Consider the following 16,539-nt stretch of genomic DNA (forward strand, 5'->3'; position numbering starts at 1 on the left):
AGGGCGGCCGTCGCCCCACCGCGTCCGGCGGCTCCGCCCCCGCGTCCTGCGGCGCCGGCACCCAAGAAGTGTCCGCCGAACCAGCCGAAGTGCTAGGGCGCGGACCGGCAGTCATGGAACGGGCTTTCGGCGGGCGAAAACCGCCCCCGAAACACCCTTATTTCCTTGCTTCTGGCCGAAATGGCGCTATATAGCGCGCCATCTCACACGGAAACATGGCTCACAAGGCCGTCCGGTGGCAGCCGGGGCGAGAACGCTCCGTTTTGCTCACACGTTTCCGGAGGAACCAACCGGAGAATTAGACCTATGGCGCTACCCGACTTCACCATGCGTCAGCTGCTCGAAGCTGGCGTGCACTTCGGCCACCAGTCTCACCGCTGGAATCCGAAAATGGCCCCGTTCATTTTCGGCGCTCGCAACAACATCCACATCGTCGACCTCGCGCAGACCGTGCCGATGCTGCACACCGCCCTTCAGGCGGTCAGCGACACCGTCGCCAAGGGCGGCCGCATCCTGTTCGTCGGCACCAAGCGCCAGGCGCAGGACGGCGTCGCGGACGCTGCCAAGCGCTGCGCCCAGTATTTCGTCAATTCGCGTTGGCTCGGCGGCACGCTGACCAATTGGAAGACGATCTCGGCCTCGATCAAGCGCCTGCGTCATCTCGACGAGGTCCTGTCGGGCGGCGAAGCCAATTCCTACACGAAGAAGGAGCGTCTGACGCTGCAGCGCGAGCGCGACAAGCTCGACCGTTCGCTCGGCGGCATCAAGGACATGGGCGGTCTGCCCGACCTGATCTTCGTGATCGACACCAACAAGGAAGACATCGCGATCCAGGAAGCCCAGCGGCTCAACATCCCGGTCGCCGCGATCGTCGACACCAATTCGGACCCGAAGGGCATCACCTATGTGGTGCCGGGCAATGACGACGCCGGCCGCGCCATCTCGCTGTATTGCGACCTGATCGCGCGTGCGGCGATCGACGGCATCTCGCGCGCCCAGGGCGATTCCGGTGTCGACATCGGTGCCTCGACCCGTCCGCTCGCCGAGGATCTGCCGGCCGCTTCTTCGAGCGGCTTCCAGGGCCTTGCCGGTCCGCGCGGCACCGCCGACGACCTCAAGAAGCTCCCGGGCGTGTCGGGTGCGATCGAGAAGAAGTTCAACGACCTCGGCATCTTCCACTTCTGGCAGCTCGCCGAGCTCGACCACGACACCGCGCACAAGATCGGCGAAGAAGTCGGTCTGCCCAGCCGCGCGGATGCCTGGGTGGCCAAGGCCAAGGCGCTGACCGCGGAAGCGGAATAGTCAAAAAGAGCGATGGGTTGGCCGGATAACATCCGGCCACCATTTCAGTTGACGCGAATTCCTGAGATGGACCGCGGCGGAGGCAATCGGATGCCACGCCGCGGCAAACCGGCAGGCAAAAAGGATTTTCGACAATGGCAACGATCACAGCAGCGATGGTCAAGGACCTGCGCGAATCGACCGGCGCGGGCATGATGGATTGCAAGGCCGCGCTCACCGAGACCAATGGCGACATCGAGGCGGCGCAGGATTGGCTGCGCAAGAAGGGTCTGTCCAAGGCCGCCAAGAAGTCCGGCCGCGTCGCAGCCGAGGGTCTGATCGGCGCGCTCACCAAGGGCACCAAGGGTGTCGTGGTCGAGGTCAATTCCGAGACCGATTTCGTCGCGCGCAACGGCCAGTTCCAGGGTCTGGTCAAGATGATCGCCCAGGTCGCGTTCGACGTCGGCGCCGATGTCGAGAAGATCAAGGCCGCCAAGATCGGCGACGTCACGGCGGAGGCCGCGATCAATGACGCGATCGCCACCATCGGCGAGAACATGACGCTGCGCCGCGCTACTGCGCTCGAAGTGAAGCAGGGCGTGGTGTCGAGCTACGTCCACGGCGCGGTCATCGAGGGCGCCGGCAAGATGGGCGTGCTCGTGGCGCTGGAATCGACCGGCAAGGCCGACGAACTGGCCACGCTCGGCCGCCAGATCGCGATGCATGTCGCTGCCGCCAACCCGCTCGCGCTTGAGCCGTCCGGCCTCGATCCGGTGGTCGTGAAGCGCGAGAAGGATGTGCTCGCCGACAAGTATCGCCAGCAGGGCAAGCCTGAGAACGTGATCGAGAAGATCGTCGAGTCCGGCCTGAAGACCTACTACAAGGAAGTCTGCCTGCTCGAGCAGGCCTTCATCCACGACACCGGCAAGTCGGTGGCGCAGGCGTTGAAGGAGGCCGAGGGCAAGGTCGGCGGCCCCGTGAAGATCGCCGGCTTTGTGCGCTATGCTCTCGGTGAGGGAATCGAGAAACAGGAAAGCGACTTCGCGGCCGAAGTCGCGGCGGCCAGCGGCAAGAAGTAAGCGCCGGAACGTTCCTTCCGGCGGGCCGCCGGAAGCGGCACCCGGACGAGGAAAGTGCTCATGACTGATCCGGTCTACCGTCGCGTCGTGATCAAGCTGTCCGGCGAATATCTCGCGGGACAGCACGGCTTTGGCATCGATCAGCCGACCATCGACCGGGTTGCGGACGACCTCATTGCCGCCCGCCATCTCGGCTCCGAGATCGCCGTCGTCATCGGCGGCGGCAACATCGTGCGCGGTGTCGAGGTTTCCTCCCGTGGCGTCTCGCGCCCGACCGGCGACACCATGGGCATGCTCGCCACCATGATGAACTGCCTCGCGCTGGAAGCCGCGATCGAGCGCAAGGGGATGCCCGCGCGCACGCTGTCGGCCTTCGTCATGCCGGAGATTTCCGAGCTGTTCACCCGCACCGCGGCGCACAAATATCTCGCCGAGGGCCGAATCGTGCTGCTGGGCGGGGGAACGGGCAATCCGTTCTTCACGACCGACACCACGGCAGTGCTGCGCGCCGCCGAAATCGGCGCCCAGGCGGTGCTGAAGGCGACCAACGTCGACGGCGTCTACTCGGCCGACCCGAAGCAGGATCCGACCGCGACGCGCTTCGACCGGCTGACGCATTCGCAGGCCATCGAGGGCGGCTACAAGGTGATGGATGCGACAGCCTTCGCGCTTGCCCGCGAGACGTCGCTGCCTATCATCGTGTTCTCGATCGCGGAGCCGGGGTCGATCGGCGCGATTCTGCGTGGCAGCGGCCACGGAACCATCGTCGCCGGCTGACGGCTCATCGGTCGCGCCCGAGGGAAGGGCGCGGAGAGGTCGCCGGGATTTTGAAGGAGAAACGTGATGGCCACGGGTAATTTCGACATCAACGAAGTGAAGCGCCGCATGCAGGGCGCCGTCCAGTCGCTCAAGCACGAGCTCGGCGGGCTGCGAACCGGCCGCGCTTCGGCCTCGATGCTCGACCCGGTCCAGGTCGAGGCCTATGGCAGCCACATGCCGCTCAACCAGCTCGCCACCGTCAGCGTGCCGGAGCCGCGGCTGATCTCGGTGCAGGTCTGGGACAAGTCGATGGTCAAGCCGGTCGAGAAGGCGATCGTCGATTCCAATCTCGGCCTGTCGCCCGCGACCGAAGGCCAGGTGCTGCGCCTTCGCATCCCCGAGCTCAACGAGGAGCGCCGCAAGGAACTCGTCAAGGTCGCGCACAAATACGCGGAGGCCGCCAAGGTCGCCGCGCGCCATGTCCGCCGCGACGGCCTCGATGTCCTGAAGAAGCTCGAGAAGAATCACGAGATGTCGGAGGACGATCAGAAGCGTCATGCCGACGAGGTGCAGAAGGCGACCGACGGCACCATCGGCGAGATCGACCAGTTGCTGGCCACCAAGGAAAAAGAAATCCTCACCGTCTAAGGCACAGCCCTTATGTCCAACGCCGCCGCGCCAGCTACGGAGGGATCCGACAGATCCGAGGCGCCTGCGCATGTCGCCATCATCATGGATGGCAACGGGCGCTGGGCGGCGGCGCGCGGCCTGCCGCGGGCCGAAGGTCATCGCCGCGGCGTGGAAGCCCTGCGCCGCGTGGTCCGCGCGTCGCATGAGCTCGGCATCCGTTATCTCACGATCTTTTCCTTCAGCTCGGAGAACTGGTCGCGCCCGGCGAGCGAGATCGGCGATCTGTTCGGCCTGCTTCGGCGCTTCATCCGCAACGACCTTGCGAGCCTGCATCGCGACGGCGTCAAGGTGCGCATCATCGGCGAGCGGGAGGGGCTGGAGGGCGACATCTGCGCACTGCTCAACGAGGCGGAGGAGCTGACGCGCAACAACACGCGCCTCACGCTCGTCGTCGCCTTCAACTACGGCTCGCGGCACGAGATCGCGAAGGCGGCACAGAAGCTGGCGCGCGAAGTTGCCGAGGGCAGGCGCGACCCCGGCACGATCGACGCCGAGACCTTGGGAGCTCACCTCGACGCGCCCGACATTCCCGATCCCGATCTCATCATCCGCACCAGCGGCGAGCAGCGCCTGTCCAACTTCCTGATGTGGCAGGCCGCCTATAGCGAACTCGTCTTCGTGCCGATCCATTGGCCGGATTTCGACAAGGCGGCGCTGGAAGGCGCGATTGCCGAATTTGCCAGACGCGAGCGCCGTTTCGGCGGTCTGGTCGCGAAAACCGCCTCGTGAGTGAACCCGAAGCCACGCCGGCGGGCGCCGCGCCGGCCTCCAGCAACTTCGTGATGCGGGTGGCCGCAGCGCTGGTCCTGGCGCCGCTCGCCATCGCGCTCGCCTATGCTGGCGGCTGGCTTTGGGCCTTTCTGGTCACGCTGGTCTCGATCGGGCTGTTCGCGGAATGGCTCATGGTGGTCGGCGCGGGCGCGGTTGCGCTCACGGCATCCGGGACGATCGTTCTCGCCATCATGGGCTTCTGCGTCTCTTTCGGCGCGCTCAAGGGCGCTGTGATCACCGGCTGCGTCGGCGGTGCGATCGTGGCGCTGATCGCGCGGGGCAAGTTCGTCTGGGCCGCGGCGGGCTTTGCCTACGCCTCGGCGGCGCTGCTTGCATCGATCCTGGTGCGGCAGGATCCCGTGAACGGTTTCGCGGCCTTGATGTTCGTGCTGCTCGTGGTGTGGGCGACCGATATCGGGGGCTATTTCGCCGGCCGTGGCCTCGGCGGACCGAAGCTATGGCCGCGGGTCAGCCCCAAGAAGACCTGGGCCGGCGCGCTCGGCGGCTTTGCCGCGAGCCTTGCGGTCGCCGGCGGATTCGCGGCCTGCGGGGTCGGCAAGGCGGTTCCGCTGCTGCTCGTCAGCGCCGTCCTGTCGGTGATCTCGCAGCTTGGCGATCTCTTCGAATCCGCGGTGAAGCGGCGCTTCGGCGTCAAGGATTCCAGTCACATCATTCCCGGTCACGGCGGCCTCATGGATCGCCTGGACGGTTTTGTCGCCGCCATCCTGGCGGCATGGATTATCGGCTTCCTCCGCCATGGTGTGCATGGCGCCGGAAGCGGTCTTATGGTTTGGTGAGGATATGAGCGCAGTTCCATTGCGTAACAACAAGGCTGCGGCGTCGGCCGTCCGCAGCGTCACGGTTCTCGGTGCCACCGGCTCGATCGGCGACAGCACGATGGATCTGCTGCGCGCCTCGCCGGAGCGCTACCGCGTCGAGGCGTTGACCGCGAACAGCAATGTCGAGGCGCTGGCGAAACTGGCGAAGGAATTCTCCGCGCGCTTCGTCGCGATCGCCGACACCTCCAAGCTCGCCGAGCTCAAGGCGGCGCTGGCAGGGACGGGCACCGAATGCGGCGCGGGCGAAAGCGCCGTGATCGAAGCCGGCGCGCGGCCGGCCGACTGGGTCATGGCCGCCGTCAGCGGCGCGGCCGGACTGAAGCCGGCCCTGGCCGCGGTCGATCGCGGCGCGCATGTCGCCCTCGCCAACAAGGAGTGCCTCGTCTGCGCCGGCGACTTCTTCATGCAGCGCGCGGCCAAGGCGGGCGCCTGCATCCTGCCGGCCGATTCCGAGCACAACGCCCTGTTCCAGGCCCTCAGCTCCGGCAACCGCGACGAACTGGTGCGCGTCATCATCACCGCCTCGGGCGGCCCGTTCCGGACCTGGAAGAGCGCCGACATCGAACAGGCCACGCTGGCCCAGGCGCTCAAGCATCCGAACTGGAGCATGGGCCAGAAGATCACGATCGATTCCGCCTCGATGATGAACAAGGGGCTGGAGGTGATCGAGGCCTCCTATCTGTTCGCGCTGACGCCCGACGAGATCGACGTCCTCGTCCATCCGCAGTCGATCATCCATGGCATGGTCGAGTTTTCCGATCGTTCGGTGGTGGCCCAGCTCGGAGCGCCCGACATGCGTACGCCGATCGCGCACTGCCTCGGCTGGCCCGACCGCATCAAGGGACCGGCGGCCAAGCTCGATCTGGCCAAGATCGGCCAGCTGACCTTCGAGGCGCCGGATTTCGAACGCTTCCCCGGATTGCGGCTGGCGTTCGACGCGCTCCGGACCGGGAAGGGGGCGACGACGGTCTACAACGCCGCCAACGAGGTCGCGGTGGCCGCCTTCATCGCCGGCAAGATCCGCTTCGGCGCGATCGCGCGGCTGGTCGAGGCGACGCTGGACGATTGGGTCCGCGGCGGCAACCAGGCCCCGCTGACCTCGGCCGACGATGCAATCTCCGTTGACCATGTTGCGCGAAATAGGGCCGCCGCCCTATTGCCTCAAATTGCCTTAAAGGCATCCTAGATGGTTCGGGGCCAGGGCCTTCAAGGGGCACTGGAAGAGGGTATCGATGTCTGACTTTTTTCTTCATAGTTTCAGTGCGTTGAGCCATGGGCTCCTGGGCTACGCGGTTCCCTTCCTGTTTGTCCTGACCATCGTCGTGTTCTTCCACGAGCTCGGCCATTTCCTTGTTGCGCGCTGGGCCGGCGTTCGGGTTCTGACCTTCTCGCTCGGCTTCGGCCCCGAGCTGGTCGGCTTCAACGACCGTCATGGCACGCGCTGGAAGATCTCGGCGATTCCGCTTGGCGGCTACGTCAAGTTCTTCGGAGACGAGAGCGAAGCCTCGACGCCGTCGGCCCAGACGCTCGCCGCGATGTCGGCCGAGGAGCGCGCCGGCAGCTTCCACCACAAGAAGGTCGGCCCGCGGGCGGCCATCGTCGCGGCCGGACCAGTCGCCAATTTCATCCTCGGCGCCCTGATCTTCGCCGGCATGGCCCTCTATTACGGCAAGCCGAGCACGATCGCGCGCGTCGACGGGATCGTCGCCGAGGGCGCCGCCGCGGCTGCGGGCTTCAAGGTCGGGGACGTCGTCGTGCAGATCGACGGCAAGCCGATCGAGAGCTTCGCGGACATGCAGCGGATCGTCGCGACCAGCGCTGGGTCGGCGCTGGTCTTCCAGGTCAAGCGGGACGGTGGTGTCGTCTCCCTGACCGCGACCCCGGCGCTGCTGGAACGCAAGGACCCGTTCGGCAACAGCCACCGGGTCGGCGTGCTCGGCGTCGAGCACAGGTCCCAGGCCGGTGAGGCCTCGACCTCTCCCGTCGGTGTCGGCGAGGCCCTGAAGATCGGGGTGGAGCAGGTCTGGTTCATCATCACCAGCACGTTCAAGTTCCTGGGATCGCTGTTCGTCGGAACCGGCAATCCCGCCGAGGTCAGCGGCGTCATCGGAATCGCGAAGATGTCGGGGCAGGCGGCCAGCGCCGGGTTCCAGTTCGTGATCAACCTGTGTGCCGTGCTGTCGGTCTCGATCGGCCTGTTGAACCTGTTTCCGATCCCGCTGCTCGATGGCGGACACCTTCTGTTCTACGCCGCGGAGGTGATCCGCGGCCGCCCGCTGTCCGAACGGACCCAGGAGATGGGGTTCCGAATCGGGCTCGGTTTGGTGCTAATGCTGATGGTGTTTGCCACCTATAACGACATCCTGCGGATGGCGGCGTCCTGATAGGGGCTTTTTTGTGACGTTGCATTGGGGCAACGTCTTGGACTGAAATGAAATTACGGCGCGCTCGGCCGTTTGCTGCGTCGGTGAAATTGGCTACAAGCGGCTTGAACTTGGGGAATCTCCCAGACCGGCTTTGGGGTTGGGTCTGGTACGGAATAAGGGCGCGTCGCGCATGAAGTTTGGACTGCGATTCCGGGGGGGCTTGCTTGCCACCCTGTTCATGTTCGGCGCGGCGGTTGTTGCCCCGGTCGGGGCTGTTCTTGTCTCTTCGGCTGCGCTTGCCCAGACCGTCCAGTCGATTTCCGTCGAAGGAAATCGCCGCGTCGAGGTGGAGACCATCCGCTCCTATTTCAAGCCGGGTCCCGGCGGTCGGCTGGATCAGGCCGCCATCGATGACGGCCTCAAGGCGCTGATCGAGACCGGCCTGTTCCAGGACGTGAAGATCAATCGCGGCGCCGGCGGCCAAATCATCGTCTCCGTGGTGGAAAACCCGGTGATCGGCCGCGTCGCCTTCGAGGGCAACAAGAAGATCAAGGACGAGCAGCTCACCGCTGAAGTCCAGTCCAAGGCCCGCGGCACCTTCTCCCGCGCCATGGTGCAGTCCGATACGCTGCGAATCGCCGAGATCTATCGCCGTTCCGGCCGTTACGACGTGCGCGTCACGCCCGAGATCATCGAGCAGCCGAACAACCGCGTCGATCTCATCTTCACGGTCGACGAAGGCGCCAAGACCTCGGTCAAGTCGATCGATTTCGTCGGCAACTCCGCGTTCTCGTCCTACCGCCTGCGTGACGTGATCAAGACGCGCGAATCGAACCTGCTGAGCTTCCTCGCCAGCGGTGACATCTACGATCCGGATCGCGTCGAAGCCGACCGCGACCTGATTCGCCGCTTCTACCTCAAGCACGGCTTCGCCGACGTCCAGGTCGTGGCCGCGCTCACCGAATACGATCCGGCGAAGAAGGGCTTCCTCGTCACCTTCAAGATCGAGGAAGGCGCGCAATATCGCGTCGGCGCCGTCGACTTCCGCTCCAGCATCCCCAATTTCGACCCCACCACGCTGCGCGGCTATTCCCGCGTCGGCGTCGGCTCGCTCTACAACGTCGAGGCGGTCGAGAAGTCGGTCGAGGAAATGCAGATCGAGGCCTCGCGCCGCGGTTATGCCTTCGCCGTGGTCCGTCCCGGCGGCGACCGCAACTTCGAGGCGCACACGGTGTCCGTCGTGTTCAACGTCGACGAGGGACCGCGCACCTACATCGAGCGCATCAATGTCCGCGGCAACACCCGCACCCGTGACTACGTGATCCGCCGCGAGTTCGACCTCTCCGAGGGCGACGCCTACAACCGCGCGCTGGTCGACCGTGCCGAACGCCGCCTGAAGAACCTCGACTACTTCAAGAGCGTGAAGATCACGACCGAGCCGGGCTCCTCCAGCGACCGCGTGATTCTGATCGTCGATCTCGAAGAGAAGTCGACCGGCGACTTCTCGGTGTCGGGCGGCTACTCCACGACCGACGGCGCGCTCGCCGAAGTCTCGATCTCCGAACGCAACCTGCTCGGCCGCGGCCTGTTCGCCAAGGCGGCGGTGACCTACGGCCAGTATGCGCGCGGCTACTCGCTCTCGTTCGTCGAGCCCTATCTGCTCGACTACCGTGTCGCGCTGGGCCTCGACCTCTATCAGCGCACCCAGCTGTCCAACAGCTACATCTCCTACGGCACCAAGACGCTCGGCTTCAGCCCGCGCCTCGGCTTCAGCCTGCGAGAGGATCTGTCGCTGCAGCTGCGCTACTCGATCTACCAGCAGCAGATCACCCTGCCGTACTACCTGACGAACTGTAACAACCTGCTCAGCTCGGGCGCATTCAACCCGTCGCCGGCCTATGCCAATACGACGCAGGGTGCTGCGGATATCGCGACCAGCGGCTACAACTTCGCCGCGACCAACGGCCTTGGCTGCTACAGCGACGGCGAAGCCTCGCTGCCGGTCCGCAAGGAGCTGGCGGGCGGCAAGACGCTGACCTCGGCGGTCGGCTACTCGCTGACCTACAACACGCTGGACAACAACAAGAACCCGACCGACGGTCTGCTCATCGACGTCCGTCAGGACTTCGCCGGCGTCGGCGGCGACGTCTCCTACCTGAAGACCGTTCTCGATGCGAAGTACTACGCTCCGCTGGTGTCCGACATCGTCGCTCTTGCCCACGTGCAGGGCGGTATCCTGAACAAGATCGGCAACACCGAGCTGCGCATGCTCGACCACTTCCAGATGGGCCCGAATCTCGTCCGCGGCTTCGCCCCGAACGGCATCGGCCCGCGCGACATCAACCCCTACGACACGCAGGACGCACTCGGCGGCACCAAGTACTGGGGCGCTTCGCTCGAATTGCAGATGCCGTTCTGGTTCCTGCCGAAGGAAGTGGGTCTGAAGGGCGCGGTCTATGCCGATGCCGGCGGTCTCTATGATTACCAGGGACCGACGACCTGGGCGGCGACCGGTGAGTTGACCACGCCGAAGAATTCGAGCTGTACCCCGTCGACGATCTATCCATCCGCGACTCCCGGCACCTGTACCGGCCTAATCTACGACGACAGCAAGGTTATCCGTTCGTCGGTCGGTGTCGGCTTGATCTGGCAGTCGCCGTTCGGACCGCTGCGCTTCGACTACGCCGTGCCGCTCACCAAGGGCAAGTATGACCGCACGCAGGAGTTCCGGTTCGGCGGCGGCACCACGTTCTAGTTCGATCAGCAGGGCACGATCCGGATCAGTTGAGCCGGTTTCGGAAGGGATCGTGCTCAATTCAAGAGATGAAGCATGATGCGGTTGAGCCGCATCATGCCAAAGCCGGACCGCGACGGGGTGGAATGGCGCAGCCTATCTTCTTCACAAAGCCGCCTGCCTCAGCGCTGGCGGACATCGCTGCGCTGACCAAGGCGCAGTTGGTCGACCCCGCGAGGGGCGCCCAAGTCATCACCGGCCTCGCTTCGCTCGACGAGGCCGGCCCGATGCACCTGACGTTCTTCGACAATCTGAAATATGCCGACCAGCTCAAGGCGACCCGGGCAGGGGCCTGTCTGGTCAGTCCGCGCTTCGAGGCGCAAGTGCCCGCGCATGTGGCCGTGCTGCGGGCAGCGCAGCCGTTCCGCGCCTTTGTCGGGATCGCGCGGGAATGGCACGGCGATGCGCTCAGGCCGCAATCCTGGGTCGGCAATGACGGCATCGCGCCGTCGGCGATCATCGATCCCTCGGCCCGGCTGGAGGACGGCGTCATCGTCGACCCGCTGGCGGTCATCGGAGCCGACGTCGAGATCGGCAGCGGCACCGTGGTCGGGGTCGGGGCGGTGATCGGCCCGGGCGTCAAGATCGGCCGGGACTGCAACGTCGGTGCCCGCACGGCGATCCAGTGCGCCCTGATCGGCAACAACGTGCTGATCCATCCGGGCTGCTCGATCGGCCAGGACGGCTACGGCTTCATCTTCTTCGGCCCGGAAGGCCACCTGAAAGTGCCCCAGACCGGGCGGGTGCTGATCCAGAACGACGTCGAGGTCGGCGCCAACACCACCATCGACCGCGGCAGCCTGCGGGACACCGTGATCGGCGAGGGCACCAAAATCGACAATCAGGTCCAGATCGGCCACAATGTAACCATCGGCCGGCACTGCCTGCTGGCGGCCCAGATCGGGCTCGCGGGCAGCCTGACCATCGGTGACAACGTGGCGCTGGGAGCGAAGGTCGGCATCAACAACCATCTCAAGATCGGCGACGGAGCCCAGGTGACCGCCATGAGCGCGGTCAAGGACGACATCCCGCCCGGTGGACGCTGGGGCGGGCATTTCGCCAAGCCGACCAAACAATGGTTCAAGGAGATCATCGCGGTGGAGCGTCTGGTGCGCGACAGCAAGGCCGATCCGAAAGACGAGGGACGGGAATGACGGAGGAATCACCGATCAGGTTCGAGCTGGTGGACATCAACATGATCCTCCAGACCCTGCCGCATCGTTTTCCGATGCTGCTGATCGACCGGGTGATCAACATCCGCGCCGATTACAGCGGTATCGGCATCAAGAACGTCACCTTCAACGAGCCGGCTTTTCAGGGCCATTTCCCCGAACGTCCGGTCTATCCCGGCGTGATGATGATCGAAGCCATGGCGCAGACCGCGGGTGTGATCGGCATCAAGTCGGTCGAGGGCACCGACAAGCCGCGGGCGGTCTATTTCCTCACCATCGACAAGTGCAAGTTCCGCAAGCCGGTGCTGCCCGGCGACACCATCGAGTACCACATGCGTTCGCTCGGGCGCCGCAAGGCCATGTGGTGGTTTCACGGCGATGCCAAGGTCAACGGCCAGGTGGTCGCGGAAGCCGACGTCGGGGCCATGCTGACGGATTGAGACCGGGCTCCGAGCCTTCATCGACGTCGTATTGTCGTCTTTAGGCCCGATGCGTGACCCGCATCGGGCCTGTTTCGTGTCGCGCGGGGTCTTAAAGCTCTGGATGAAGTCGTTGATGCGCCGGGACGGCGGCTTCGACCGGTGCTTGAAACACCCCGAGATGATACGTCACTGGACAGATCGGGCATAGTCGCGCTAACCAGCGGAAAACCAAGCGACATCAACACACAATCAGACCTTCTTGATGAGTAAGATTGATCCCACCGCACGGGTGGAGGACGGCGCTGTGATCGGCGAGGGCACTGAGATCGGGCCCTATTGCATCATCGGTCCTCACGCGAAAATCGGGGCGAACTGCAAGCTGATCGGGCAGGCCACCGTCATCGGCCACACCTCCGTCGGCGACAATTGCGTGATCTCGCCGTTCGTGGTGCTGGGCGGCGCGCCGCAGGATCTCAGCTACAAGGGCGAACCGACCCGGCTGGAGATCGGCTCGGGCTGCACGATCCGTGAAGGCGCGACCATGAATGTCGGCACCATCAAGGGCGGCGGGCTGACGCGCGTCGGCAACGGCGGCTACTTCATGAACAACAGCCACGTCGGCCACGACTGCATGGTCGGCGACAACGTGATCTTCGCGACCTCCGCGACGCTCGGCGGCCACTGCGAGATCGGCGATTTCGTCTACATCGGCGGCCTGTCCGCGGTGCACCAGCTCACGCGCATCGGCCCGCAGGTCATGGTCGGCGGCGTCTGCGGCGTGCGCGACGACGTCATCCCGTTCGGACTGGTCAACGGCCAGTATGCGGCGCTGGAAGGCCTCAACCTGATCGGCATGAAGCGGCGCAAGTTCACCAAGCAGCGGCTCGCGACCGTGCGCGCATTCTACCAGCGGCTCTTCCACGGCCGGGGGATGTTCGCCGAACGGCTCGAAGCGGTGCAGCCGCTTGCGGGCGAGGATCCCGCGATCGCAGAAATCCTCGACTTCATCGGCAAGGGCAAGCATCGCCCGCTCTGTCTTCCCGCCATCGAGAAGTGATCGTGGGATGGCCGCGGGCATGACATCGGCGGCACCAGAGATTTCATCACCGGTCGGCGTCGTCGCCGGCGGCGGCGCCATGCCGTTCGCGGTCGCCGACTCGCTCGCCGCGCGCGGCATCACCCCGGTGCTGTTTCCGCTGCGCGGTGCCTGCGATCCGGCGCGGGTGGAGAAATTCCGCCACCGCTGGATCTCGGTTGGCCAGCTCGGCCGCGCGATGAGGCTGTTCCGCGAGGAGGGCTGCCGCGATTTGATCTTCATCGGCACGTTGGTGCGGCCGTCGCTGTCGGAGATTCGGTTTGACTTCAAGACGCTGCGCCTGCTCGGCAACGTCATCCGGGCCTTTCGCGGCGGCGACGATCATCTTCTCTCGGGGGTCGGGCGCATCCTCGAGCAGGACGGCTTTCGCATGGTCGGCATCAAGGACGTCGCACCCGATCTCCTGATGCCCGAAGGCTGCATCACCCGCGCCTGGCCGAATGAAAACGGCAAGACCGACATCGAGCGCGGACGCGCGGTGCTGCAAGCGCTCGGCCCCTTCGACATCGGCCAGGCCGCGGTCGTGATCGACGGCCATGTGGTCGCGGTCGAGGACATCGAGGGCACCGACGCGCTGCTGGCGCGCGTCGCGCGCTTGCGGGAGGAGGGCCGCATCCGCGCCGCCACGGGCCGCGGAGTGCTGGTGAAGGCGCCGAAGAGCGGCCAGGATCTGCGCTTCGACCTGCCGACGATCGGCCCGCGCACCATCGAGGGCGTCGCCAACGCCGGCCTTGCCGGCATCGCCATCATCGCCGGCAACACCATCGCAGCCGAACCGCAGGCGATGATCGCGTTCGCCGACGCCAAATATCTCTTCATCATCGGCCTGCCGGCGTGATGCAGTCGCGCGACCCCGAGCGGAAGATCTTCCTGATCGCGACGGAGGAGTCCGGCGACCGGCTCGGCTCGGCGCTGATGAAGGTGCTGCGTCAGAGGCTCGGCGATGGCGTGCAGTTCGAAGGCGTGGGCGGCCGCACCATGGCGCGGGAAGGGCTCAATTCGCTGTTTCCGATCGAGGAGCTTTCGATCGTCGGCTTCGCCGCGGTCGTGCAGCAATTGCCGAAGATCCTGTGGCTGATCGGCCGGACCGCCGACGCCGTGACGCAGGCCGCGCCCGACGCGCTCGTCATCATCGACAGTCCCGATTTCACCCATCGCGTCGCGCGCCGCGTGCGTGCGCGCAATCCGGCGATCCCGATCGTCGATTACGTGTCACCCTCGGTCTGGGCCTGGCGGCCGGGCCGCGCCCGCGCCATGCTCGGCTATGTCGATCATGTGCTCGGCCTGCTGCCGTTCGAGCCCGAAGAATACCGCAACCTGCAGGGGCCACCCTGCAGCTATGTCGGCCACCCCCTGATCGAGCAATTGTCGTCATTGCGTCCGAATGCCGAGGAACAGGCTCGCCGCGATGCCGAGCCGCCTGTGTTGCTGGTGCTGCCCGGCAGCCGGCGCAGCGAGATACGGCACCATCTCGACGTGTTCGGCGCGACGCTCGGACGGCTTCAGGCGGAGGGGCGCGCATTCGCGCCGATGCTGCCGACCATGCCGCATCTCGAAGCCACCGTGCGTGAAGGCATCGCGAGCTGGCCGGTCAAGCCGCAGATCGTGATCGGCGAGAACGAGAAGCGCGCCGCTTTCCGGATCGCGCACGCCGCGCTGGCGAAATCCGGCACGGTAACGCTCGAACTGGCATTATCCGGCATTCCGATGGTGACGGCCTATCGTGTCGGCAGCGTCGAGGCCTTCATCCTGCGCCGCGCGATCCGTGTGTCCTCGGTGATCCTTGCCAATCTCGTGATCGGCAGGGAAGTCATTCCCGAGTTCCTCCAGGAGGATTGCACGCCGGAGAAGCTCGCGCGCGCGCTCACCGAGGTGCTGACGGACACGCCGGCGCGCCGGCAACAGGTCGAAGCCTTCGCGCAGCTCGATACGATCATGTCCACCGGCAGCAAATCGCCGAGCGTGCTCGCCGCCGACATCGTGCTCGCGACGATGCGAAAGGGACGGCCGGCGAAGTAGTGCAGGTCGGAGGCTGCTGACATGACGGTGTCAGCGGCAGGCGAGGATCATCCCGACCGCGAAAGACGAGTTGCGAGGGATTGACCGATGCCGCGATACCGGCTGCATTGCGTGGGGGCGTCCGGCAATTCGTTCAAGGTCGCCCAGTTTCTCGACTGTGCGGCGATCGATTGGGAGCCCATCGGCGTCGACTTCGCCGGCGGCCAGACCCGTGATCCGATCTGGCGCGCGACGACGAACGAGATGGGCGAGATCCCGGTGCTCGAAGTCGACGGCCGACGCCTGAGCCAGTCAGGCGCGATCCTGGGATGGCTCGCCGAGACCCATGGCCTGTTCGCTCCGTCGAACGCGGAGGAACGCTTCGAGGCCATGCGCTGGCTGCTGTTCGACAATCATCGGTTCACCGGAGGCTTTGCCGCGCACCGGATCCTATACTCCATGACGGCGGAGCCGCCGCATGCGGAGGTGCTGGCCTATGTGCGGAGGCGGGCACAGGGCGCTCTCTCGATCGTCGAGCGGCATCTCGCCGATCGTCGTTTCGTGCTGGGTGACCGGCCGACGATCGTCGATTTCTCGCTCGCGGGATATCTGTATTACCCGGCAGATGAAACAGGCTTCGATCTTCGCACGGCGTTTCCGGCGATCGATGCCTGGCGCTGGCGGATCGCGGCGCTGCCGCGCTGGAGGCCGCCCTACGAGGCAATGCCCGTGGGAAACTCGCTGGCGCTGTTCCGACATGCCGCTCATGAGGTGCCGGAGTAGACGAGGGGCATTGGGCTCGCGTGGTTGCGTGCGCCAAACAAAAACGGCGCCATCGTGGGATGGCGCCGTTTCGAAAGCCGTGAGGCCGAGCTTACTTGCGCTTGTCGATCGCCACGTAATCGCGCTTGGTCACGCCGGTGTAGAGCTGGCGCGGACGGCCGATCTTCTGCTGCGGATCCTCGATCATCTCGCTCCACTGGCTGATCCAGCCGACGGTGCGGGCGACCGCGAACAGCACGGTGAACATCGAGACCGGGAAGCCCATCGCCTTCAGCGTGATGCCCGAATAGAAGTCGACGTTCGGGTAGAGCTTGCGGTCGATGAAGTACTGGTCGCTCAGCGCGATCTTCTCGAGCTCGAGCGCCACCTTCAGCATCGGATCGTCGCCATGGCCGGTCTCCTTGAGCACGGCGTGACACATCTTCTGCATGATCTTGGCGCGCGGATCATAGTTCTTGTAGACGCGGTGACCGAAGCCCATCAGGCGGA

16 protein-coding genes are annotated in these 16,539 nt (G+C 65.5%); 15 read left to right on the plus strand and 1 reads right to left on the minus strand.

Annotated features, from left to right (window positions below):
• The first annotated feature begins 306 nt into the window (after nt 1-306).
• The 15 genes from QM712_RS34515 (at nt 307) to QM712_RS34585 (ending at nt 16,050) form a co-directional block, all read left to right on the plus strand.
• Nucleotides 307-1,302 (plus strand): 30S ribosomal protein S2, encoded by a 996-nt coding sequence (locus tag QM712_RS34515; RefSeq protein ID WP_415027627.1) that lies wholly within the window; start codon nt 307-309, stop codon nt 1,300-1,302.
• A gap of 134 nt (nt 1,303-1,436) precedes the next feature.
• The gene (gene tsf / locus QM712_RS34520; protein WP_415027628.1) at nt 1,437-2,360 is read left to right on the plus strand and encodes a translation elongation factor Ts; all 924 of its coding nucleotides are present in this window, start codon (nt 1,437-1,439) and stop codon (nt 2,358-2,360) included.
• A 60-nt stretch (nt 2,361-2,420) separates the two neighbouring features.
• Complete coding sequence (gene pyrH / locus QM712_RS34525) at nt 2,421-3,137, plus strand: UMP kinase (protein WP_415027629.1); 717 nt, start codon at nt 2,421-2,423, stop codon at nt 3,135-3,137.
• A 66-nt stretch (nt 3,138-3,203) separates the two neighbouring features.
• Complete coding sequence (gene frr / locus QM712_RS34530; RefSeq protein WP_415027630.1) at nt 3,204-3,767, plus strand: ribosome recycling factor; 564 nt, start codon at nt 3,204-3,206, stop codon at nt 3,765-3,767.
• Between the two features lie 12 nt (nt 3,768-3,779).
• A complete protein-coding gene (locus QM712_RS34535; protein ID WP_415027631.1) occupies nt 3,780-4,538 on the plus strand; it encodes an isoprenyl transferase in 759 nt (252 codons plus the stop codon).
• A 53-nt stretch (nt 4,539-4,591) separates the two neighbouring features.
• Nucleotides 4,592-5,377 carry a phosphatidate cytidylyltransferase gene (locus QM712_RS34540; protein WP_415027642.1) on the plus strand — a complete coding sequence of 262 codons (786 nt, stop codon included), beginning with the start codon at nt 4,592-4,594 and terminating at the stop codon, nt 5,375-5,377.
• A 4-nt stretch (nt 5,378-5,381) separates the two neighbouring features.
• The gene (dxr, locus tag QM712_RS34545) at nt 5,382-6,605 is read left to right on the plus strand and encodes a 1-deoxy-D-xylulose-5-phosphate reductoisomerase (protein WP_415027632.1); all 1,224 of its coding nucleotides are present in this window, start codon (nt 5,382-5,384) and stop codon (nt 6,603-6,605) included.
• A gap of 46 nt (nt 6,606-6,651) precedes the next feature.
• A complete protein-coding gene (gene rseP / locus QM712_RS34550; RefSeq protein ID WP_415027633.1) occupies nt 6,652-7,803 on the plus strand; it encodes an RIP metalloprotease RseP in 1,152 nt (383 codons plus the stop codon).
• A gap of 172 nt (nt 7,804-7,975) precedes the next feature.
• Complete coding sequence (bamA, locus tag QM712_RS34555; RefSeq protein ID WP_415027634.1) at nt 7,976-10,540, plus strand: outer membrane protein assembly factor BamA; 2,565 nt, start codon at nt 7,976-7,978, stop codon at nt 10,538-10,540.
• A gap of 125 nt (nt 10,541-10,665) precedes the next feature.
• A complete protein-coding gene (gene lpxD, locus QM712_RS34560; protein WP_415027635.1) occupies nt 10,666-11,733 on the plus strand; it encodes a UDP-3-O-(3-hydroxymyristoyl)glucosamine N-acyltransferase in 1,068 nt (355 codons plus the stop codon).
• Nucleotides 11,730-12,191 (plus strand): 3-hydroxyacyl-ACP dehydratase FabZ, encoded by a 462-nt coding sequence (gene fabZ / locus QM712_RS34565; RefSeq protein WP_415027636.1) that lies wholly within the window; start codon nt 11,730-11,732, stop codon nt 12,189-12,191. Before lpxD ends, fabZ begins: the two co-directional genes overlap by 4 nt.
• Before the next feature lie 244 nt (nt 12,192-12,435).
• Entirely contained in the window at nt 12,436-13,230 is a 795-nt protein-coding gene (lpxA, locus tag QM712_RS34570) for an acyl-ACP--UDP-N-acetylglucosamine O-acyltransferase (RefSeq protein WP_415027637.1), read from the plus strand.
• A gap of 19 nt (nt 13,231-13,249) precedes the next feature.
• Nucleotides 13,250-14,107: an LpxI family protein gene (locus QM712_RS34575; protein ID WP_415027638.1), complete on the plus strand. Its 858-nt coding sequence runs from the start codon at nt 13,250-13,252 to the stop codon at nt 14,105-14,107.
• The gene (gene lpxB, locus QM712_RS34580) at nt 14,104-15,288 is read left to right on the plus strand and encodes a lipid-A-disaccharide synthase (RefSeq protein WP_415027639.1); all 1,185 of its coding nucleotides are present in this window, start codon (nt 14,104-14,106) and stop codon (nt 15,286-15,288) included. The genes QM712_RS34575 and lpxB overlap by 4 nt, the downstream gene beginning before the upstream one ends.
• Nucleotides 15,289-15,375: 87 nt before the next feature.
• A complete protein-coding gene (locus QM712_RS34585; protein ID WP_415027640.1) occupies nt 15,376-16,050 on the plus strand; it encodes a glutathione S-transferase family protein in 675 nt (224 codons plus the stop codon).
• Nucleotides 16,051-16,141: 91 nt separating this feature from the next.
• On the opposite strand, the gene QM712_RS34590 is transcribed toward QM712_RS34585, so the two are convergent.
• Nucleotides 16,142-16,539: citrate/2-methylcitrate synthase (locus QM712_RS34590; protein WP_415027641.1), on the minus strand; the 398-nt coding region annotated here is incomplete at its 5' end.

The sequence above is a fragment of the Bradyrhizobium sp. genome, from assembly GCF_047605465.1.
GTDB lineage: Bacteria > Pseudomonadota > Alphaproteobacteria > Rhizobiales > Xanthobacteraceae > Bradyrhizobium.